The 19,805-nt window shown below is 35.7% G+C and carries 19 protein-coding genes; 10 read left to right on the top strand and 9 right to left on the bottom strand.

The window, feature by feature from the left end:
* Positions 1 to 340: 340 nt before the first annotated feature.
* From FGQ66_RS07705 to FGQ66_RS07695, 3 genes are all read right to left on the bottom strand, one after another.
* Positions 341 to 697 carry an ArsC/Spx/MgsR family protein gene (locus FGQ66_RS07705; RefSeq protein WP_005877513.1) on the bottom strand — a complete coding sequence of 119 codons (357 nt, stop codon included), beginning with the start codon at positions 695 to 697 and terminating at the stop codon, positions 341 to 343.
* Positions 698 to 717: 20 nt separating this feature from the next.
* Complete coding sequence (locus FGQ66_RS07700) at positions 718 to 1,122, bottom strand: Spx/MgsR family RNA polymerase-binding regulatory protein (RefSeq protein WP_081134225.1); 405 nt, start codon at positions 1,120 to 1,122, stop codon at positions 718 to 720.
* 220 nt (positions 1,123 to 1,342) lie between these two features.
* A complete protein-coding gene (locus FGQ66_RS07695; protein WP_138302110.1) occupies positions 1,343 to 3,556 on the bottom strand; it encodes an ATP-dependent helicase in 2,214 nt (737 codons plus the stop codon).
* 178 nt (positions 3,557 to 3,734) lie between these two features.
* Between FGQ66_RS07695 and FGQ66_RS07690 the strand changes: the two genes are divergently transcribed.
* Positions 3,735 to 4,424, top strand: coding sequence for a YoaK family protein (locus tag FGQ66_RS07690; protein WP_081134223.1), 690 nt, complete (start codon positions 3,735 to 3,737; stop codon positions 4,422 to 4,424).
* 50 nt (positions 4,425 to 4,474) lie between these two features.
* Here the strand turns inward: FGQ66_RS07690 and FGQ66_RS07685 are convergent, their stop codons facing one another.
* Complete coding sequence (locus FGQ66_RS07685) at positions 4,475 to 5,176, bottom strand: deoxynucleoside kinase (protein ID WP_138302109.1); 702 nt, start codon at positions 5,174 to 5,176, stop codon at positions 4,475 to 4,477.
* Between the two features lie 234 nt (positions 5,177 to 5,410).
* Entirely contained in the window at positions 5,411 to 5,617 is a 207-nt protein-coding gene (locus tag FGQ66_RS07680) for a hypothetical protein (protein WP_005877501.1), read from the bottom strand.
* A gap of 258 nt (positions 5,618 to 5,875) precedes the next feature.
* Between FGQ66_RS07680 and FGQ66_RS07675 the strand changes: the two genes are divergently transcribed.
* From FGQ66_RS07675 to FGQ66_RS07645, 8 genes are all read left to right on the top strand, one after another.
* A complete protein-coding gene (locus FGQ66_RS07675; RefSeq protein ID WP_005877500.1) occupies positions 5,876 to 6,478 on the top strand; it encodes an accessory gene regulator B family protein in 603 nt (200 codons plus the stop codon).
* A gap of 140 nt (positions 6,479 to 6,618) precedes the next feature.
* Entirely contained in the window at positions 6,619 to 7,896 is a 1,278-nt protein-coding gene (locus tag FGQ66_RS07670) for a sensor histidine kinase (RefSeq protein ID WP_138302108.1), read from the top strand.
* A gap of 12 nt (positions 7,897 to 7,908) precedes the next feature.
* Positions 7,909 to 8,637, top strand: coding sequence for a LytR/AlgR family response regulator transcription factor (locus tag FGQ66_RS07665; RefSeq protein WP_005877495.1), 729 nt, complete (start codon positions 7,909 to 7,911; stop codon positions 8,635 to 8,637).
* Positions 8,638 to 8,785: 148 nt separating this feature from the next.
* Positions 8,786 to 9,007 (top strand): hypothetical protein, encoded by a 222-nt coding sequence (locus FGQ66_RS15155; RefSeq protein WP_171024582.1) that lies wholly within the window; start codon positions 8,786 to 8,788, stop codon positions 9,005 to 9,007.
* 206 nt (positions 9,008 to 9,213) lie between these two features.
* Positions 9,214 to 9,357, top strand: a complete 144-nt coding sequence (locus FGQ66_RS15150) for a hypothetical protein (protein WP_155854546.1) — start codon at positions 9,214 to 9,216, stop codon at positions 9,355 to 9,357.
* 9 nt (positions 9,358 to 9,366) lie between these two features.
* A complete protein-coding gene (locus tag FGQ66_RS07655; RefSeq protein WP_081134218.1) occupies positions 9,367 to 9,720 on the top strand; it encodes a hypothetical protein in 354 nt (117 codons plus the stop codon).
* A gap of 411 nt (positions 9,721 to 10,131) precedes the next feature.
* A complete protein-coding gene (locus tag FGQ66_RS07650) occupies positions 10,132 to 10,461 on the top strand; it encodes an AbrB/MazE/SpoVT family DNA-binding domain-containing protein (protein ID WP_005877489.1) in 330 nt (109 codons plus the stop codon).
* The gene (locus FGQ66_RS07645; protein ID WP_138302107.1) at positions 10,451 to 10,741 is read left to right on the top strand and encodes a type II toxin-antitoxin system RelE/ParE family toxin; all 291 of its coding nucleotides are present in this window, start codon (positions 10,451 to 10,453) and stop codon (positions 10,739 to 10,741) included. Before FGQ66_RS07650 ends, FGQ66_RS07645 begins: the two co-directional genes overlap by 11 nt.
* A gap of 367 nt (positions 10,742 to 11,108) precedes the next feature.
* On the opposite strand, the gene FGQ66_RS07640 is transcribed toward FGQ66_RS07645, so the two are convergent.
* Positions 11,109 to 12,620: a zinc ABC transporter substrate-binding protein AdcA gene (locus tag FGQ66_RS07640; RefSeq protein ID WP_138302106.1), complete on the bottom strand. Its 1,512-nt coding sequence runs from the start codon at positions 12,618 to 12,620 to the stop codon at positions 11,109 to 11,111.
* A gap of 283 nt (positions 12,621 to 12,903) precedes the next feature.
* On the opposite strand from FGQ66_RS07640, the gene FGQ66_RS07635 reads away from it, so the two are divergent.
* Positions 12,904 to 14,091: an AI-2E family transporter gene (locus FGQ66_RS07635; protein WP_113846436.1), complete on the top strand. Its 1,188-nt coding sequence runs from the start codon at positions 12,904 to 12,906 to the stop codon at positions 14,089 to 14,091.
* A 250-nt stretch (positions 14,092 to 14,341) separates the two neighbouring features.
* Here the strand turns inward: FGQ66_RS07635 and treC are convergent, their stop codons facing one another.
* The 3 genes from treC to FGQ66_RS07620 form a co-directional block, all read right to left on the bottom strand.
* Positions 14,342 to 15,970 (bottom strand): alpha,alpha-phosphotrehalase, encoded by a 1,629-nt coding sequence (gene treC / locus FGQ66_RS07630; protein WP_138302105.1) that lies wholly within the window; start codon positions 15,968 to 15,970, stop codon positions 14,342 to 14,344.
* Positions 15,971 to 16,249: 279 nt separating this feature from the next.
* Positions 16,250 to 18,961: an ABC transporter permease gene (locus FGQ66_RS07625; protein ID WP_138302104.1), complete on the bottom strand. Its 2,712-nt coding sequence runs from the start codon at positions 18,959 to 18,961 to the stop codon at positions 16,250 to 16,252.
* Between the two features lie 10 nt (positions 18,962 to 18,971).
* Complete coding sequence (locus tag FGQ66_RS07620; RefSeq protein WP_081134212.1) at positions 18,972 to 19,673, bottom strand: ABC transporter ATP-binding protein; 702 nt, start codon at positions 19,671 to 19,673, stop codon at positions 18,972 to 18,974.
* Positions 19,674 to 19,805: the final 132 nt, after the last annotated feature.

Raw genomic sequence — 19,805 nt, 5'->3', positions numbered from 1 at the left:
AAATCTTTCAGCAACTCGTATATCATAACTTATCTTTTGTTATTTGTCAAGAACTTTTTTGAAGTTTTTCTTGATTAAATCAAGCTTTTCAATAGCTTCTTTTCAAACGACTCAGTTATCTTATCATGTGGCCACCCACACGTCAAGAACTTTTTTCATTGTTTTTTTGAACGTTTCAAAAAAGAAAAAGTCTAATAAAAACAACAGAAATGAATATATCATGTAAATTTGCACATGTCAATACAAATTTATACTCAATTTAGGTACTCTCCTCCCAACAAAAAAAGGAAATGAGCAGTTGCCACTTCCTCTAAATAGTATCTATTCCTCTTCGTTTTTACTATTCACTTAAAATCAATTGTTCCATTAGTTGTTCGTTGTATCCAACAAATAGAACTTCATCGATAATAATCAAAGGTCGTCTCAACAGCTCCTTATATTGTTTACACAACAGAGCTAATTGTTTTTTGCTGATCGAAGTTAAATCCACTTGAATATCTTTAAAGGCTTCCGACCAAGTGACGAATAATTGTTCAGCGTGCATTTCATCAAAGTTACATAACTCTTCTGCTTCGGTCATGGTTAATTCCTGTTGTTCCAAATCAATGAACTGATACGTCAGTTGATTGGATTCTAACCAATTCTTGGCTTTTAGGCACGTCACACAATGCAGTGAACCGTAGATTTTCACTTTCATCCTCACAAGGTCCCTCCTTTTTAGCTGAAAATACTGTTCTGCATATAGATCAAATTACGCGCGACGGAGCGGATCTCTCTTGGAACAAATGAACGAATCTCATCTTCATTGAATCCAATCAATATTCTTTTTTCATCTATTAAGATCGGTCTTCTTAGCAATGATGGATATTCTTTGAAGAGAACGATCATTTGCTTCAAGGACAATTCATTAAAATCGATAGCCAACTTTTCATATATTTTTGAGCGAGTAGAAATAATATCTTCAACTCCTCCTTCAGTAGCTGCAAGAATTTCACGGATTTCACTCTCTGTTATCGGGTCGGCAAAAATATTTTTCTCTTCAAAATCTAATCGATTAGCTTGCAACCATGCGCGAGCCTTTCTGCAGGAAGTACAGCTAGGTGAAGTGTATACTTTTATCATTTTCTCACTCCTTTTTAATTATAATCCCATTCTAACCGAATCTCATAAAAAATACCAATTATTAGCTATAAAATTCATGATTTTTTTACCTTTAGTAATCTATATCTCTAGAAAGCTTGGCATATCAGCATTTTCTATTATTATTTAGTTATAATCTTTTTTTATAAAAATAAAGAAAAGAGCAAGAATATAAACAAAAAAATTTATATTCTTGCTCTTTTCAGTTATATATCGATTGTTTTTTAATTTTACAACCAGTTTCTCTAATAAATCTTGAGGGTTTTAATCGACGTGTTCCCTTCATCAAAGGAATACACAGATACAGTCGATTCCTTGCTCTTGTCATCGCCACATAAAAGAGGCGTCGTTCTTCTTCTATAGTAGTTAGATGCTCTGCCTTTATCTGTTTGTTGCTTAAAGCATTTTTTTCAGTTGCTCCATTATAAGGGATCAGTCCTTCATTGCAACCAATCAAAAAGACATTCCGATAGCTCAATCCTTTACTTCGATGAATGCTTTGGATGCACAATGCATCCAGTTTTCCTTGACGATAAGCAGTCAGGCGGATTTTTAATTGCTTTGCTAGTACTTGTATTTCTTTCTCTAAGCCCATTAGTTGAGTCAGTGTCGGATATTTTTTGATAGTCTCGGACAACCATTCTTTTTCCGTACCATCCATTTCTTTAGCAGGTTTCAGCAATTTTAGAAAACCTTTTATCAATGATTCAATCTTATGGTTCTCATTTTTTTCAAGAGCGTTGATTTCTTCAATAAAAGAGCGTAGTTCTTTTTCCTTTGATTTCATATTAGGTCTCACTGCCAAGAGATAGTTTATGATATTTTTTTTCTTATTCTCATTTGAAAAAAAGAAATCACATTCAGCTCTTTTCAGATAGCAGTTCATCATTAGCTGATGCAATAACTGCTTATACGCATGATTTTTTTTCTGCTGCGTAGGCGCTTCGTACCAAAGTACTAATTTCTGGTAAAACTGTTGAAAAGTCCGTATACCAAATACTCCTTCATATTGCCCATCTGCTTCCAATACAAATGGAATTTCTGTTTGTAGGAGGTCTTGGACTAATTGTTGCGTTTGTGATAACGAACGATATAACACGATCGACTCTTTATACTTCCCATTGCTTTTTATAAAGGACTGGATCTGTTTGATGATCCATTTACTTTCAGTTTGTGTATTTTCAAAAGACAGAGCACTCATGATACCAGCTTCTTTTTGTGCTGGAACCATTGCTTTGGGAATGCGATCGTTCTTATTGAATGTGATCAATCGATTCGCACCTTGAACGATTGCAGCGCGGGAACGATAATTAGTCAGTAAAAACAGGGTCTTTGTGGGGTACTCTTGATCAAAATTTTTGATATAAGAAGGCTCTGACCCTCTAAATCCATAGATACTTTGATCATCATCCCCGACTACGATCAACTTGATATGGCTATCTTTCGTGATCAAACGTACGATTTCCCATTGCAATGGATTCGTGTCTTGAAATTCATCGATAAATAGGTAATCATATTTTTCACCGACATATCGTCTAACTGCTTCATCTTGTAGTGCAGATTTTAAATTTTGCAACACATCATTGAATTCAAATAGCTTTTGTTCTTTTTTTTGTTCTTGGAGTTCAGACATGAGATACTTCATTCGCTCAGAAATCGGTTTTGTTGCTTTTTGTTCAAGCGAATCGAATTTTTCCTGGATCACTTCAACGATTTCCTCAATCGACAAATTCATATTCTGCCAATAATCCAATCTTGCCGAAATCGTTTTTTCTCCCGACTGATCAAATGCATATAGATTATACTTGCGGATCAGTTGTTGGAGTATACCATTGATTTTATAAGAAGTATCTTTAGAAAATTCCCCTTGTATCCCTGTTGCCGTTATTTCAGGAAAACGTCTTTGGATGTCATTGTACAAACGGAAAAAAATGCTGTGAAATGTGCCGATATGCACATTAGTCTTACGTTGACTAAAATTATCTACCCGTTTTTTTAATTCATTTGCCGCATTCCTTGTAAAAGTAATCATCAATATCCGTTGCTCTTCTACTTGTTCTTGTGTCATCAAGTAAACGGCCTTTGCACAAATCGTCTGCGTCTTGCCACTTCCGGCTCCAGCAATAATCCGCAAATTTTTCTCCATGTTGTAGGTGATTGCCGCTTTTTGTTCTTGATTAAATCGATTATACGAACGTTTTTCCATCATATCGAAAAATGAATGGCTTCCATTATCTTCTTTTTCTTCGTCGATCAGGCCTGGAGCTTCGCCATAAGCTGCCTCATAACTTGCAATGATTTCTTCTTGCATCCGGAAAATTTGTTGGAGCTTGCTGTACTTTTTTTCCCAATGTTTGAGTTCTCTTTGCAAACGAAGAATTTCTTTTTCGTTTCCTTGATTGATAGCTTTTCCCATCTTTCTGTTCATTTAAGTTCTGATTCGTTTCCTTTATACTAACAGACCTTACGCAAAAATAAAACGGCTTTAGCGAGTAGATTTTTTTCTGAAAATAATCTTTAATATTTCCGAAAAACAAAAGAATGATGTGGTAAGATAGTAAAGAAAATATATCTCAGTTGAAGGTGAAATAAAAATGAATACTTCATTCCACGAAGGACGTACGATTGGTCTTTTGCTAACCTTTATTGGCGGTGCTATGGATAGTTACACTTATATCCAATACAATGCTTTTGCTTCAGCTCAAACTGGCAATATCGTTTTAGCGATTATCCAAAGTTTCGATGGGGAATGGCTAAGTGTCGGCAAAAAGGTTCTTTCTACGCTGTTTTTCTTTTTGGGTATTTTACTTACAAAATTCCTGATTAACTATTTCCAGAAAAAAGAAAAGCACTTTTGGCGACTATTTGTTCTCTATTATGAAGCAGTGATCTTTTTCTTAGTCAGTCTGCCCTCGATCAATGCTCATCCTGCACTTGTAACAATCATGATTGCTTTCACCGCTGCAATCCAATGGCTTGCCTTTGACAAAATCGATGGACGTGCCTACACGAATCTATTCACAACAGGAAACTTAAAAGGGGTAGCAACGAATCTCTACGACTATTGGGTAACAAGAGAAAAAGCAGAATTTGATCGGTTCATCCATTTTCTTACAGTGGTACTTGCATTTATCGCAGGCGCAATCGTTCAAGTCTTTTTTCATCATTTATTCAATACGTTCTCCATTTTATTGGTCTCTGTTTTATTTTTGATCATTGCAATTACCCAAAGCGTTCAACTTTGGCACTTTTATCGTCAAAATCCTTTCATAGTAAAAAAATAAAAATATGAGATGTGAGTCCCTTGTTAAGTGACTGACACCTCATATTTTTCTTATGAAAAGATTCCTTTCACCTTTTCGCGATCTGTTGTGTAACGAGCGGGCATTTCTAACGCTCTTTCTTCTATTTTTTTGGTATGCTGATTAATCAAACGAACGATTTCTTCCCCTGCGGATGGGTCTTCGACAAAATCATATTTATCCCCATCGATCACTATTTTTGGACAGATATCAAAACTTTCATACCATTTTTCATAACGGCGATTCAACTCTTGATAATACGCATATAACTCAGAGTCTTGTTCTAGTTGTTCGTAGATTCGTCCTCTTTTTTTGATACGTGCTAACATCGTTTCAAAGGAAACACGGATATAGACTAACAGATCCGGCTTTTTTGGTGGGGCAACAGCTTCTAATTCTTTGAGCATTGTTTCGAGCAATCCTTGATATTGCGCGACTTCCTCTTGAGTGACTCTGCCTAGATCTGCATTTAAATGGAACAGTAGGCTATCTTCGTAGATTGAACGATCTAACACATTATCATCATGGCTGAACGCATCTTTGATTGCCATGAATCGTTTATTTAGAAAGAAAATTTGCAATAGAAAAGCATACTTATCTGGATTTGAATAAAAAAGTGGCAGTACCTCATTATCCTCTACATTTTCATAGAATGGTTTCGTTTCTAAGTTTCGCGCAAGCATTTCTGTGAGTGTACTCTTTCCTGCACCGATTGTACCAGCTACTATAATCATGTTTGTTTGCCACCTTTCTTTTTTGAGTTATCGACTATGGCCGAAACTTATTCTTATTTTACATCTGTTTCACATGATACAAACGTTATGTATGTTCGATACGTTCTTCATTCTACTACGCTGATCAGAGAAATAAAAGTATCATTGTTAAATCTTTAACAACAAAAATAGACTGATTGCTTCGTTTTATTTGCTCACGAATATCAGTCTATTCTTCCATTATTGATTTATTTTTCATTCTGTCACAGCACTTGATTTCCGAACCACCAGTTGCCATTGAAGGTTGTGCGCAGTATCGTTATCTTCCGTCGCACAATTGATTACACGAATCATCACACTATTTTCGTAAACCTTCTCAATTTCTCCTTTAACAGGCGCACCAAATAAATCGGATTTAAATGCATATGTCTCTCCAACTTCAAATAATTGTTCATTTTCCATAAAAAATCCCTCCCAAACCTTTTCTAAAGGCTATTAAATATTTACCACAAAATTGAAGAAATAACACAATAAACTCCTAAACGGTTCTTTTCATGTCAAAACTGTTCATTTTTTGGTCTCTCTGTGAAAAAGTGGACTGTCCATTCATTCAAAAAAGGGAGTATTATTTTTACGATTTTGACCCCAAAACAACCTTTTATGAATCAAAACTCTATTTTGACCCTTTTTGACATAGAATATTAGTCGGAGGTACGTTAGATGAAAAATAAAGTTGTGAACAAATTATTGGAGACATTATTCAGTGGTGAAAAAACAGAAGAAGATATGGTTTATATCCAAGTTAAGTTTGCTCTTGAGGTGCTGATGAACAACCTAGGAAAATTAGCAGTTGTGCTAGTCTTTGCTTTAGCGACTGGCTCATGGAGCGAAACAGGAATAACTTTTCTTTCCTATATCTGCATTCGTAGATATGCGTATGGACTTCACTCTGATTCTGAATTTGTCTGCCTACTTTGGACTTTGCTTTATTTGTGGGGCGTTCCACTTCTGATGAAACATTTTGAATTGACTGTCTCCTTCCCATGGATGGTCTTTTTATTAGTCAGCTGCTTTTTATTATTGCTTCGCTATGGATCAAGAGGTACAGCTATTAATCCCATTGAACCAGAAAAACGCCCACCTTTATTGAAAAAAGCAATTTTCATGTTTGTTGTATTCACACTTCTGATCTTATTTTTCGCTAATTCTTACTTTTCTACTTACTTGCTTCTCGGGATTGTTTTAGAAATAGCTACGTTGCTTCCAATTACAAACTACCTAATGAATCTTGGAGGAATTTTTTATGAAAAAAACAATCATTAAACAACTTACCAACTTATCCGACTTTTTTGTATCTGGCTGCTGCTTCGGTATGAGCTCAGAATTTAAAATCCCTGAAAAATTAAAAAAATAATTAACTAGTTATGCTATAATTTGGAAAAAATCAATGGGAGCGGTACTTTATGTTTTTATGGTCCATAGCGTTGCAATACTTGATTTATACGATTTGTATATTACTCATTGAACACCAAATTAAAAATAAAATCTTTTTTTCAGGAGTCATCCTGCTATCTTGTTTCTTACTAGGTTTTATTTATCCGACTTTAGGGATTTTTACTGCCTTATTTGCTATTGGAATGCTGATGCTTACATTTTTCTTCTTTACGTCTTCACCGCAACGGTTGATTTATGCGCTTCCTTGGGGACTGCTGACATCACTTTTAGGAGATCATTTGGCTAGCATCAGTGATTTTTTTGTTTTGGAATCAGCGGTGATTGAACCTGGAGATTCTTTACAATACTTTCATATTGTCGTATCTGCTGTTTTGGCAGCCTTACTAGCATTTGGCTTTAAGAAAGCTTTAGAGAGATTCTATGGATTAGATCGTCGAATGATTGGCATAATTGGTACATTGATATTATTTACATACTATATCATTATCTTTTACACCCGTTTTTCTGGCGAAACTCCTGAAGTCTTAGCTTTAAATACCAGTTTCTTTATATTTTATCTTTGTTTTGGTGTAATCATCCTTGTCTACTATTGGAAAATTTCGAATAAAAAAATGGCAGACCAACTATTAGAACAACGGATTCAACTTCAACAAGACTATATCAAAGATCTTGAAAAGAACTACCAAGATTTACGGGAATTTAAGCATGACTATCAGAACTTACTTTTTTCGATGAATAGCTATCTTGAGGAGGGGGATCTTGACGGATTACGAAAGTATTATGATCAAAATATCTTACCTACTCGGCAAATGATGCAACTTTTCCCAGCTAATCTCAGTCTTCTAGACAATATGAAGAATCGGGATATAAGAAGTTTGCTTTCTTTGAAGCTTATGATGGCGCAAGAAAAAGGCTTGTCTGTTCAACTTGTATTTCCTGATGAAATCAAGCTTGATAAAAAGCATACGGTCAACCTTGTTCGTATGTTAGGGATTATATTAGATAATGCTATTGAAGGTGCTTCGATTACTAAAAAGAAAAAAATAGAATTGATCGTACTTAAAAAGAATAACTCGGTGATTATCCGTGTAATAAATACTACTTTGAATACTCTTCCCCTGAACAAACTGAAACAACAAGGCTTTTCAACTAAAAGCAATCCAAAAAATGAAGGGTTGGGATTATTCATCCTTGATGAATTGACCAAGCTAAATCCTTATATCTTTTTGGAAACTTCGATTGAAAACCAACGTTTTTCTCAAACGATTTATATACAAATGAAATAAAGGAGTAAATTTATGATTCCCATTTATATTTGCGAAGATGACATGAAGCAACTAGAAGTAATCTCTGCTGTAATCAAAAATCGAATCATGATTGAAAATTTGGATAGTTATGTCCATGTAGCTACTTCCGATCCAATGGAACTTCTTCAAGCTGCTAGAGTTCGCACCTCATCTTTTGGCATTTATTTTTTAGACATCGAATTAAAAGATAGTGAGCTAGACGGTATCATGATCGGCAAACATATACGGGATCTCGATCCATTAGGGAAAATCATCTATGTGACTTCCCACACGGATCTTTCGATGACTATCCTGAAAAGCAATATCGAACCAACTGATTATATTATCAAAGAAGATGTCTTTGACCTAAAAGAAAACGTCGAACGGATTTTGAGCAAGATTTTCGAGGATGTCCAAACTACACCTCTTCAAAAAGATATTTTTAAAATTGAATTCAACGATGAAATAAAGTTTTTACCAATCAAGGATATTCAATATTTTTCGACGTCACCCGGTACACCGCATAAATTAGAAGTCCATTTGACACATGCGCAAATGCAATTTTACGATAAAATCAAAGAAATCGAAAAAATGAATCAGCATTTCATTCGCTGTCATAAGTCTTATGTGATCAACACACAAAATGTTCGGACGATCAATAAGAAGACCCGTGAAATCACTTTAGCTAATGGTGAAGTGATCCCCGCTTCTGTACGTGGTCTAAAAAAACTGATTTCTTAACTTTATAATAACTCCCCTTTCTTTTGGCTCTTCGTCAAATAGTGTTGCTTTGAATTAAATCATGAAAAGGAGACGTTCCGGCGTTTCCTTTTTTGTGTGATTAAATGATTTCGCAAAAATCTTGCTAGATCAGAATTCTCTTTCTAAGGTGACGAAAGGTTCTAAAACCAAATGCGATTCTTTTTATGATCTTGGTCAGTATGAGGGAAGTAACAAAATCAGCAAGGTAGTCGATAGTGATAACAAGGTTTTAGTTGCTGAATTTTCAAATTTTGCAGCTTCCGAAACGGTAGCCGTTACTAGAACAGATAAAGAGGTTATTGTAGAGAAAACTGCAAAAGGATATAATGGGAAAAACAAAGTTACATGAGAGAGTTATCCGTTAGCTACGAAGGATGAGAATTTTGAATATAGAATTCCACCACAATCGTCCTATAGATCTTGGAGACATCCAAATTTGCAATAGGAATTCATGTTTTTTCAACACTTACTAATTTTGGTGTTTCAGCTTTAGTAACTTTTATAGCTGGAATTTTTTGTATTGCGAGGTCAGAAGCTAGGCTACTGCTTGATTATATGGATGCAAAAGGTTTGTTTACTGGTTCTGCGGTTGCTGCTGCATTAGATACAAGTGGAAATGGTTGGATTGGTTTGTATATTCGAGATGTATGGAATGTTTCTAAAGCAGTAGATATTGGAACACAATATAAGACGATGTAAGGGGGAAACATGAAAAAAGCGGATGCTAAATCTATAATAAGTATATTTGTAGGTGTATTTCTTTTAATGGGTGTTATCGAATTTATTTTTAAAAGAAATCATTCATTTATTCTTTCTAATCATTATTTTGAGTTTCTGTTAGGTTTTATTGTTATGAATGCTTTTCCTATTGGTAGAGGATGGGCAAAAGTAAGATATTTTACTTTAGTTTTTCTAAGTTTTTATCTGCCAATAAAGATTGGGGACTTATTAAGTGTTGAGGGATTAAATATTACACTAGGAACATATCTTATTGTTTTAGGTATCTTTCTTTTGATTGTTGGTCCATTTTTTTATCGAAGAATTGCTCATAGAGTGAAATAATTGTTTTGAGTGGAGTAAGTGATAAACTGTGATTATGCTATTCTATTAAGGATTAGAAAACGAGAGAGATTCTAAGGTCATTTCAGAATTTTGTGTGGGGGATTATCCGTTAAAACGCGCTGAAAAAACGTCAAAATATAACGAATAGGTTATTTTTAAATTGAGTAATTTCACAAACTTTTAAAAAGAGAAAATGAGTAAGGATCTATCATTTTTAACTAGACCAATTTCATTTCACAAAGTCGGATGTAAAAGGGCTTGGTAACACTGGTACTTGGTAGTATACACATTATGTATACTAACTAAATAAATAACATTTTCAATCCTCTGGTAATTACTTGTAATTACTCTCTTTTTTTGTTACGATGTACTTACTAAGTAATTACTATTTATTGGAAATGAGGAGTATATATGATTACAAAAACAAGAAAACAAGGTAATTCTATTATGTTGACAGTTCCTAAAGACTTTAATATTCCGAATGGAGTAGAAGTCGAGGCAAAACTTGTAGAAAATGGCATTCTTTATGAATTTGTTGAACCACAAAAGGAATTCTTTGATTTTAGTGAAGATATTTTGTCTGATATAATCGCAGAAGGCTACGATAAAGATAAAATCCTTGTAGAGTTTAAGAATAGAAAAAACAAAATGGTTTCTTCTTTTAGTAATATTGCTACAGATACACTTACTAATTCTAAGGCTATGACTAAAGAGGAGTTGGCAAAAGAAATTGGGTTATGAGATCGTTCCTTCAAAACATGTCATTAAGTATCTAAAAAAGATAAAAGAAAAGCCTTTAAAAGAGAAATTTTTAAATATTATTTATGACGAGATTGCAATTAATCCATATTCAGGAAGTCAAAAAACTGGGGATTTATCAGGTATTTGGTCTAGGGGATTTACGTATGCAGGAACTACTTATAGAATTGCTTATGAAATTGAAGAAAATATGGTTATTCCTGTATTGTTATGTGGAACCCATGAAAATTTCTATGAGCAGTTAAAGAATATAAAAGGATAATAAGTTTCTGTCTTTTTAGAAGGAATAGGCACGTGTTAGTTTTGTTGATTATTGACCATAAAAACCAAAAAAATAACCATCTAAACACTTTGACAGGAGTTAGATGGTTTGAAAAAAGTTAATAACTGTCATCGTCTTTTTAAGGCTCTAAGTCAAATAGTGTTGTTTTAAGCCAATCAAAAAAGCCCATAGGACACATCCAAGTGAGCCCCCAAAGTTAGAACAAAAATCTACCTTTGGGAGCTCACTTCACATATCAAACTTAGGCTTATTTTATTTTTAAGAAGGACTATTGTCCCACTTCGATTATAGAACTATTTTTTAATGTACTATCTCACAACTACTTTGTTTAAAGTGGAATTTTTGCTTAATGCAACATCATTTCTTGTGCAATTTCCTGGCCATTCATTTGTGCTGGATAAAAAGTCGGCCAATTCTCCATTTCTTCTAACAGCTTCTCTTGACTCTCATTCCCTAAATAGATATGGAAATGTTCTGAATCACTTGGTTCAATTGAATGATCACTGAATTGGACATAGCGATATGCACTATTTTGTGGTTCTTTCGCCTCAAATAGATAGCGTACACCTCGGTTACCTGCCTGATAATCCAACACTTTTTTGCCACTGTAACGGTATTCTGCTTTTTTCACTTCGCCATTTTTAAATGTAAATGTCAACTCGTTCCCCTTGATCGTTATCTTTGCGACATCTGTGTGATAGCCAACTTTATAATATTCTTTATACTCTTTCGCCGTCTTTTCTGGATTCACTTTTGCCTTGTATTCAAAAACTGGATCTAGTGTTCCATTTTCAAGATAAGAATCGACAGTCTGCCACGCACCGTTCCAATCCAATAACGTACGGTCTTTGACCGCTGAATCTTCAAAGTAGCCATCGTATACGGTCTTTTCTTCCTGTTCCCATCTATCTTCAAGGGGGTTCTCTATTTCAGTCGTTTTTTGTAACGCTCTCAGATTTTTCTCCATGATCGAAAGGTAGTTTTCTCCCTGTGCTATTTGTTCCTTCGTCAATCCTTCCAACGGATTAAGTACCTCTAAAGAAACTCCTGCTTCATTCGCTAGTGCTTTAGCAATACTACCTTTCGTATTTTCTTCGAAATAGATAGTGCTGATCCCATGTTCCGTTACGAATTCCTTTAATTCTGCTATTCGAGAAACAGAAGGTTCTTCGCTTGAAGATAAGCCCGTAACTGCCACTTGCTTTAGCCCATACTCCAATGCTAAATAGTTGAACGCTGCATGTTGTGTAACAAATGATTTTTGTTTTGCTTGCCCCAAGGTATCTTGATATTTTTGGTGTAGGTTTTGTAGTTTTGTTAGGTAGTTCTCCGCATTACTTGTAAAAACTTCCTCTTTTTCTGGGTATTGTTTTATCAATTGATTACGTATCGTCTGAACCTGTTTCACTGCTAAACTTGGCGCCAACCAAACATGAGGGTCTAATTCGTGGGTATGCCCCTCCCCTTCATGAGTATGATCATGTCCGTCTTCACTACCTGACAATAAAAGCATTCCTTCTGTTGCTTTGATCGACAATACCTTCCCTTCCCGCAAGGTTTCTTGAATTGCTGGAACCCATGTTTCCATATTTTCATCATTATAGACAAATATATCTGCATTTTGGATTTTAGTCATGTCCTTAGCGGATGGTTCATAATCATATGAATCTGTTCCTGCGGGGATCAATAATTCCACATTTCCTTCTTCCCCAACGATTTCTTTAGTGAACTCATACATTGGGTAAAAGGTTGTCAACACTTGCAGCTCTTCATTTTTCCCAGCTTCTTGGTTACTTCCGCAACTAGCAAGGAGACCAACTAATAATACCCCACTTAACAAACCAATCAAACGTCTCATCTTTGTTACACTCCTTCTCATCTTCTTTCTTTGTTCTTTTACGATTAACTCCATTAAATCGTAATCGTTACGTTTTAATAGCAAGAATAAATTTAGCATATCTCTAAAACATAGGTCAAGTGTTTTTTGGTTATTTAATCGTTGATTTGAACATCCGAACCTTTATCATTTTCTTTTTGGCCCTATTTCCGACTATAATGAAATAAATCATCTCTCACTTTAGTAAAATTTTTATGTACTTACTTGTTTGAGATGTTCTGACTTATTAGAAAGGAGAAAAAAAGTGGAAAATAAATCCAAAGAAAATTCACGGTTCATACGGTTTTTAGGGGGAAAAACTTCTTACTATGTTTTAGGTTTATTGATCATGTTGGCTTTAGTCATCTACATTTTCCAAAAGGTTGGCTTTGTTTTCAAACCATTTATTGTGATTTTTGCTACTGCCTTACCGCCCGTTTTATTTGCTTTAATTCTATATTATTTATTAGATCCTTTAATCAAACGTTTGAATAAAAAACTATCCAGAAATCTATCAGTGATTATTGTTTATATCGTTATTTTGATGCTGATCGGACTAGGAAGCATCTGGCTGATCCCATTTCTGCAGCAACAAGCTAAAACACTGATTGCGAGTTTCCCGGACTTATTCGCTGATTTTCAGCAGACACTAAAACAATTTTTGGCGCAAACACCATTTTCAGATGCATTCAATCAATTTTTTTCATCTATTGATGATCTTACTTCAAATTTCACCTCCTTCATTGGAGATTATTGGGAAAGCGGGGCTAAGAGTTTAGGGAACATCTTTTCAGCAGTCACCACTACTTTTATTACATTATTTACTGGCCCGATCATTGCCTTTTTCCTATTGAAAGATCCTCATAAATTTTATCAATCAGTCTTAGGAATCGTTCCACCGAAATTCCGTACGGATTTTCAAACATTGACAAAAATCGCCAATCAGCAACTTGGTGCATTTTTGAAAGGACAAATCATTGCTTCCTTCATTTTAGGTGCTGTCTATTGGGTGACTTTTTTATTGATTGGTTTAGAATTCGCAAGCATATTAGCGATTGCTGCAGGTATCCTATGTATTATTCCTTATATCGGTCCTTTTATCGCCTTCTTCCCTGGTCTATTTATTGCCTTTCAGGATTCAACGTTTATGGCGATAAAATTTATCCTTGTCTGGTTTATCGTGCAACTACTCCATGGCGATCTAGTCGTTCCACGTGTGATGGGCAATCGTTTACAGATCCATCCGATTACGATCCTGATCGTTCTACTAGTCATGGGTGATTTGTTAGGACTTATGGGTGTCATTTTTGGTATTCCAATTTATACACTGATTAAATTGCTTGTCGTCTTTGCTTTTAGGAAATTCAAGCAACGCTACAACAAGTTCTACGGTGATCAAGGTGTTTACCAAAAAGCAGATTTTTCAGAAAAAGATTACCTAGATAAAGAATAACTATCAGTTAGGTACAAAAATGAGATAATCCTACTGAGTAAAGAGAACTAAAATTTTTTGTCTCTATCCTTTGAGGTCGAGACAAAAGTCGTTTAGGTTTGAAAAATTGGATAGAAAAGGGAGTGGGACAAAAATCAGTTTTTTTCTGATTTTTGTCCCACTCTCTTCATTTATACCTCTTACGCAATTCATCCGTCTTTCTTGATAAAGAACTACTTTTTGAAGTAACCTATTTCGAGTATTTTTCTAGTTATTCTTTCAATAATGCAATGGCTTGATATGGTTTCAATTTCAACTCACGTTCAACGATTGTTCCATCGTAATTATCGATCAATATCTTGGAGTCTAAAAATTCTTCTGGTAATGAAATAGTCGTTTCTTTACCGTAGAAATTAGTAAATACGATTACTTTCTTTTCTTCATATTGCCGTAAAAAACTATATACTTGTGGATGTTCCGGCTGGTATGCCTGATAACTTCCCAAGGCAATTACTGGATACTGCTTTCTCAATCGGATCAATTTTTGATAATAATTGAAAATAGATTGCGGAGAAGCAAGCTCTTTTTCAACATTGATATCCCCATAGCTTTCTGCTACCTTTAACCATGGTTTTCCCAATGTAAACCCAGCATTTTCATCGGCTGTCCACTGCATCGGTGTACGTGAATTATCTCTTGATTTGGCTTTGATCCGGCGGAAAGCTTCTTTTTCTGATAAGCCTTTTTCCAGTAATAGATGATACGCATTTAAACATTCGATATCCACATAATCAGCAATCGAATCAAAGTCAGGATCGATCATGCCGATTTCTTCGCCCATATAGATATAAGGCGTTCCCCGATTTAAATGAATCATAGTTGCTAGCATTTCTGCCCCTTGTTTTCGGTAGGCATCAACTGCTACAAAACGGTTCAGTGCACGCGGTTGGTCGTGATTATTCAAAAATAAAGCATTCCAGCCATTCCCAGCACTCATCTCTTCTCCCCAAGTATGGAACAATCGTTTTAATTCTTCAAAATCAAACGGCGGAGTGGTCCACTTGTCCCCATTTTCATAATCAACTTTCAGATGATGAAAATTAAAAACCATGGAAAGTTCATTCCGACTCGGTTCTGTATATAAAATGCAATTCTCAACGGTTGTTGAACTCATTTCGCCTACAGTGATGATCTCTGCGTCTTGACCAAATGTTTCTTTGTTCAACCGTTGAAGATACGTATGGGTGATTGGTTTATCCGTGTATTCTGGTTTACCTTGGTTCTCTGAATTGTTTTTCAAAACTTCATCTTTTCCGATGACATTGATAACATCAAAACGGAAGCCTTTGACTCCTTTGCTCATCCAAAAACGAACGACCTTGAATAACTCTTCTTGGACCGCTTCATTTCGCCAATTTAAGTCTGCTTGTGTTTTGTCATATAAATGTAAGTAGTATTTGCCAGTGTCCCCAAAAGGCGCCCAAGCATTCCCACCAAATTTAGATATCCAATCAGTTGGTTCATCTCTTAGAATAAAAAAATCTTGATAGAATGGATCACCTGCTAAAGCTTTTTGAAACCATTCATGTTCAATCGACACATGATTCAATACCATATCCAACATGATTTCGATCTGATAACTTTTAGCTTCAGCTACTAATGATTCAAATTCCTCCATCGTTCCAAAAAGAGGATCGATCGCGATATAATTGGAAATATCATACCCATTATCTTTTTGCGGACTTGGGTAAATAGGGTTCAACCAGATCATATCAATGCCCAATTCATGTAGATAAGGAAGTTTTTCTTTGATGCCTGCTAGATCACCAATCCCATCACCATTGCTATCGCGATAAGATTTAGGATAAATTTGATAAATGACTTTGTCTTTGAATGTCATATTGATTTGCCTCCAATCAACTGATCACCAACTTATATATACAAGTTGCTAAACTCATTATAACCAAAAAGGAAGCGTTTGTAAAACTTTTGCTCAATAGTTCTCAAAATCCTTTAGACAACGACTCACTCAAAAGAAAGAGCACCTCTTTTTTGAGACCGTTCACTATTCAAAGAGACAATGGTCCAAAAATAAGCCTGTACAACTCACAAATAAACGACGATTGCGAGTTGCACAGGCTTTTAGAACGAAACATTCTACAATTTCGTTTGTTTCCTTCTATTCATTTGATTTTAGTGCATCGATCATATTGATATGTTTTAACTTGAAGTGAGTCACGATCATTACGATCACGGTAAACAAGATCGTTAAAATACTTGAAAGTGCATAAGCTTTCCAAGTAATCACTAATGGAAAGATGACATTTTCCATAGAGGCTTGTCGTAAAATGAAGTCCGTCAATACATACCCAATACCAAATCCACCAATAATACCAAGCAAGGTGAAAATAATGTTTTCTCTAACAATATACATCGTCACTTCTTTATCGAAGAATCCTAGTACTTTGATCGTAGACAATTCACGTACCCGCTCGGAGATGTTGATGTTCGTTAAATTGTACAATACAATAAACGCTAATAAACCAGATAAAACAACAAAGATCAAAACAACGGAATCTAAGTTTGCCATAGATTCTTCCTGTGTTTCTATTTGTTTTGAAACAAAGGATGTGTTCGTCACGCTACCCGTTTCTAATAATTTTTCTGACAAATGATCCTCTTGGTCTTTTGTCATAGCAGCTGTTTGAACTAAAAAGGCATTTGTTTCAGCAGATTTTCCCGATACTTTGTGGTAATAGTCCGCACTCATATAAACAAAATTCCCTAAATAATTCTGTAAAACTTCACGGATTTTTACTTTTAACTCTTTTTGATCATCTGTGTATAAAGAAACAGTATCGCCTTTAGCTAGACCAAACAACTCCGCCGCTTTTTGTGTGATCGCGATACCATCATTCGGTAATTCCCGAGATTGTCCATCTGTTCCTAGCAGATGGATAAAGTTTTCTAGCTGGTTCTTCTCTTTTGGTGCAATCATCGTCAAGCTTTGCGAGGCTTGCCCTTTTTTCCGCAACTCAAGTGTCTGCATGTCGACTGCGAGAAGCGCCTTGAACTTAGGATCGTCTTCTAATGTCTGTTTTGCTGTATCTGCACTTTTATCAGCGCTTTGGTCGATCGTGACAATTGCTTGATAGTCTGTGATTGGTCCGAATTGTTTCTCGGAAACCGAACTTAACGAGTCTTTCAGCCCTACTCCGGCTACCATCAAACCCGCACAACCAGCAATTCCGATAATCGCCATCAGCATTCTTGATTTATATCGAAAAAGATTGCGATAACTGATTTTTTGATTAAAGCTAAGTCGAGACCACAGTGGCTTGATATATTCTAACAAGATCCGTTTTCCTGGTTTTGGTGCTTTGGGTTGGAGAAGAGCAGCTGGCTTTTCTCGTAGATCTTTAAATAAAACAATCATCGCCGCGCCAAACGCTGCAATAAAGAAAGCAACTGCTGCTTGAATAATTGGCGCCCAATCATAAAAGATAACGGCTGAACCAATATCATATTGCTCATTTGACAGTTCAAAGATGATTCTTGGCAACAAATTGGTTCCCAGTACCGTTCCTAAAAGTATGCCAATTCCAGAAGCAAGTGTGGCATAAATCGCGTATTTTTTGGCAATCTCCAATTTTGTATAGCCTAATGCTTTTAACGTACCAATTTCTCTGCGATTTTCTTCGACCATTCGTGTCATCGTCGTAAAAGTGATCAATGCCGCAATAAAGAAGAAAAATACTGGAAAGACATTTGCAATAGCAGCAATACGTTCAGCTAGATCTCCAAATTCCTGAAAGCCAACATTTTCAGATCGTTCCTGATAACGGTAGGTCGGCTTTTCTAACGTATTGATTTTCTCTTGGTTTTCTTTGATCGTCTCTTCTGATTCAGTGAGTTTTTGCTGTTGTTCTGCTAATGCTTGCTCTTGTTGTGCTAATTGTGCTTGCTGTTCAGAAAGCTCGTTCAAAGCTGTGTCACGCTGTGCTTCAGGCAGTTGCTCGATTGCCGCCATTTGTTGCGTCATTTGTGTTTTTGCAGACTCAAGTTGGCTAACTGCTGCATCCAATTGACTTTGGCTATCCTCGATTTTTTGTTTCGCAGGTTGTAAGTCTGCTGTTGCTTGTTTTTTGAGCTCATCCAGCCTTTGTGTTGGTCTGTCCTGAAAGATTGTTTCAACAGTTTCCTGATTCTTAGCCATTCGATCTTCATAGGCTTGGCTGTAAGTATCTAAATCTGTAACATTGGTGAACGTAAGATAGATAACGGAATCAATCGTTGTGTTGAAGTCTGATTCCGGCAGATAAGCAAAGTAATCCACTCTTCCGTTACCAACATTTGCGTAACCACGTTCTAAATTATTGATAAATAAGGGAGAACGCACAAAACCCACGACTTTGTATTCTTTTTGAACTAGATCTTCGGAATCGATCGTATAAGAATCTCCTATTTTATAGCCTGAATTTTTGGCTTTTTCGTCTAAGACTATTTCCCCTTGTTTTTCAGGTAGATGCCCTTCAACAACCTTCAATTTATTTTGTTTTGCTGTATCCGTATACGAAAAGATCTGTGCCACTTCGTTTTTTTGGGCATTTGCGTAATAAATCTGTTTGCCTGTCTCAACTTGCGCATGGGGGATTTTTTTGGCTTGCGTCAAGTCGTCTTCAGTCAATCCAGCTGTGGAAATCACTTGTAGATCCGACAAATTTTTCTGATCAACATAATGATCCATCGTTTTTTGCATGACTGGACCAGCTGTTTTAACTCCTACGAAAAGTAGCGTTCCTAGCATAATGATCAACACAATCGCAATAAATCGTCCTTTTGACTGCTTTATTTCTCTAAAGCTTGCTTTAAGATATGTTTTTGTTTTCATAGCTATCTCCTTACCATACAAGATCATCAATGGATGAAGGAGTATCATTGATTTCAACGGAGCGGACCTTTGCATCATTGATACGGATCACTCGGTCTGCGATTGGAGCTAAAGCAGAATTATGTGTGATGATCAACACTGTGTTTCCATGCTCTCTACTGGCATTTTGCAATAGTTTCAACACTTGTTTTCCTGTTTCGAAATCTAACGCCCCTGTTGGTTCATCACACAACAATAGTTTTGGATTTTTGGCTAGTGCCCGTGCAATCGAAACACGTTGCTGCTCACCCCCAGATAATTGTGAAGGGAAATTTTCCAAACGATGGGCTAACCCTACTTGCCCCAACACTTCTTCTGGATCTAGTGCATCCGGTGAAACTTCAGTAGCAAGTTCGACATTTTCTTTGGCAGTCAGGTTAGGAACAAGATTATAAAATTGAAACACAAAACCAACATCTGTTCTTCGATAAGCTGTCAATTGTTTGTCATTGAACTGCGCAATATCTGTCCCATCAATAATGATTTGTCCTTCATCTGGTTGATCCATACCGCCTAATATATTTAAAACAGTTGATTTTCCCGCACCACTTGGTCCAAGAATAATCACCAATTCACCTTTTTTAATGGAGAAAGAAATATCTTCATTCGCTGTGATCGTTGTTTCTCCCATTTTATAGCGCTTAAACTCGTTTTTTACTTCTACATACTCCATTCGTATTCTCCTATCTTCACGATATTTCTTTTTCGTATACGTTTTCTTCTCTTTATTCTACCATTGAACGCTACTAGACTAAAGGCAGGAACAAGTATTCATTGACAAATAAACAAAATATGATTTACTTAC

The sequence above is a fragment of the Enterococcus sp. BSD2780061688st2 D3 genome, from assembly GCF_005844145.1.
Lineage (GTDB): Bacteria > Bacillota > Bacilli > Lactobacillales > Enterococcaceae > Enterococcus_B > Enterococcus_B durans.
This window is presented reverse-complemented; position numbering and strand designations above follow the sequence as displayed.

Excerpts from the sequence above, each read along its gene's own strand:
- FGQ66_RS07705 (WP_005877513.1), bottom strand. The coding sequence starts at position 697 with ATGAAAGTGAAAATCTACGGTTCACTGCATTGTGTGACGTGCCTAAAA.
- FGQ66_RS07700 (WP_081134225.1), bottom strand. The coding sequence starts at position 1,122 with ATGATAAAAGTATACACTTCACCTAGCTGTACTTCCTGCAGAAAGGCT.
- FGQ66_RS07695 (WP_138302110.1), bottom strand. The coding sequence starts at position 3,556 with ATGGGAAAAGCTATCAATCAAGGAAACGAAAAAGAAATTCTTCGTTTG.
- FGQ66_RS07690 (WP_081134223.1), top strand. The coding sequence starts at position 3,735 with ATGAATACTTCATTCCACGAAGGACGTACGATTGGTCTTTTGCTAACC.
- FGQ66_RS07685 (WP_138302109.1), bottom strand. The coding sequence starts at position 5,176 with ATGATTATAGTAGCTGGTACAATCGGTGCAGGAAAGAGTACACTCACA.
- FGQ66_RS07680 (WP_005877501.1), bottom strand. The coding sequence starts at position 5,617 with ATGGAAAATGAACAATTATTTGAAGTTGGAGAGACATATGCATTTAAA.
- FGQ66_RS07675 (WP_005877500.1), top strand. The coding sequence starts at position 5,876 with ATGAAAAATAAAGTTGTGAACAAATTATTGGAGACATTATTCAGTGGT.
- FGQ66_RS07670 (WP_138302108.1), top strand. The coding sequence starts at position 6,619 with ATGTTTTTATGGTCCATAGCGTTGCAATACTTGATTTATACGATTTGT.
- FGQ66_RS07665 (WP_005877495.1), top strand. The coding sequence starts at position 7,909 with ATGATTCCCATTTATATTTGCGAAGATGACATGAAGCAACTAGAAGTA.
- FGQ66_RS15150 (WP_155854546.1), top strand. The coding sequence starts at position 9,214 with ATGGATGCAAAAGGTTTGTTTACTGGTTCTGCGGTTGCTGCTGCATTA.
- FGQ66_RS07655 (WP_081134218.1), top strand. The coding sequence starts at position 9,367 with ATGAAAAAAGCGGATGCTAAATCTATAATAAGTATATTTGTAGGTGTA.
- FGQ66_RS07650 (WP_005877489.1), top strand. The coding sequence starts at position 10,132 with ATGATTACAAAAACAAGAAAACAAGGTAATTCTATTATGTTGACAGTT.
- FGQ66_RS07640 (WP_138302106.1), bottom strand. The coding sequence starts at position 12,620 with ATGAGACGTTTGATTGGTTTGTTAAGTGGGGTATTATTAGTTGGTCTC.
- treC (WP_138302105.1), bottom strand. The coding sequence starts at position 15,970 with ATGACATTCAAAGACAAAGTCATTTATCAAATTTATCCTAAATCTTAT.
- FGQ66_RS07625 (WP_138302104.1), bottom strand. The coding sequence starts at position 18,961 with ATGAAAACAAAAACATATCTTAAAGCAAGCTTTAGAGAAATAAAGCAG.
- FGQ66_RS07620 (WP_081134212.1), bottom strand. The coding sequence starts at position 19,673 with ATGGAGTATGTAGAAGTAAAAAACGAGTTTAAGCGCTATAAAATGGGA.